Origin of the sequence: Yersinia sp. 2542 StPb PI (genome assembly GCF_048593855.1) — a bacterium.
GTDB classification, from domain to species: domain Bacteria; phylum Pseudomonadota; class Gammaproteobacteria; order Enterobacterales; family Enterobacteriaceae; genus Yersinia; species Yersinia enterocolitica_E.
Genome location: NZ_JAZGQA010000493.1, coordinates 1 through 510, shown reverse-complemented (window position 1 = coordinate 510; position 510 = coordinate 1). Strand labels below are relative to the sequence as shown.

Here is a 510-nt window from a genome sequence, read left to right as displayed (position 1 = left end):
GCCATACATCCGCTGCAATACCGTAACTTGTTTCTTTTTAATATGAAGAAAGTTATTTAATTGATAATGTTTATCCTTACCATCAAGACCAAATGATAATGAGATAAAATACTCATCTGTTGCAAAGTTTGACATGGAAATATCTCTTATCTTTTGTCTATCATTGATTGCTACCACTGAATTGTTTAACATCGAATCAAAGAAAGTTTCAACATTACCCCAGCCAGTTGCTGGTTTGGATAATATAACCCTGACAATATCTTCTTCACTAAGAGTATTCATAAGCATTGCCTGAACGAGCTTGGCATGTTGTATTTCAAGCGTATTTATATTAACTAATAATACGTTGTCATTTCTAGTACAGATCAGTGGTGTCAGTTGTAAAAGTAACTTATTACTATTATGGGGTAAAAAAACAGCTAAATCATCATTGGAATTAGTATTCTTTGGCCTAAGTGTTGAACCAGTATAGATATTATACTTGTTATTTTCGCAACAATCACGTTTAAT

1 protein-coding gene is annotated in these 510 nt (G+C 32.0%); it reads right to left on the bottom strand.

Annotated features, from left to right (window positions below):
* Positions 1–510, bottom strand: a 510-nt coding sequence (locus tag V1952_RS22450) for a type II secretion system protein GspK (RefSeq protein ID WP_420075624.1), incomplete at both ends; no start/stop codon positions are given.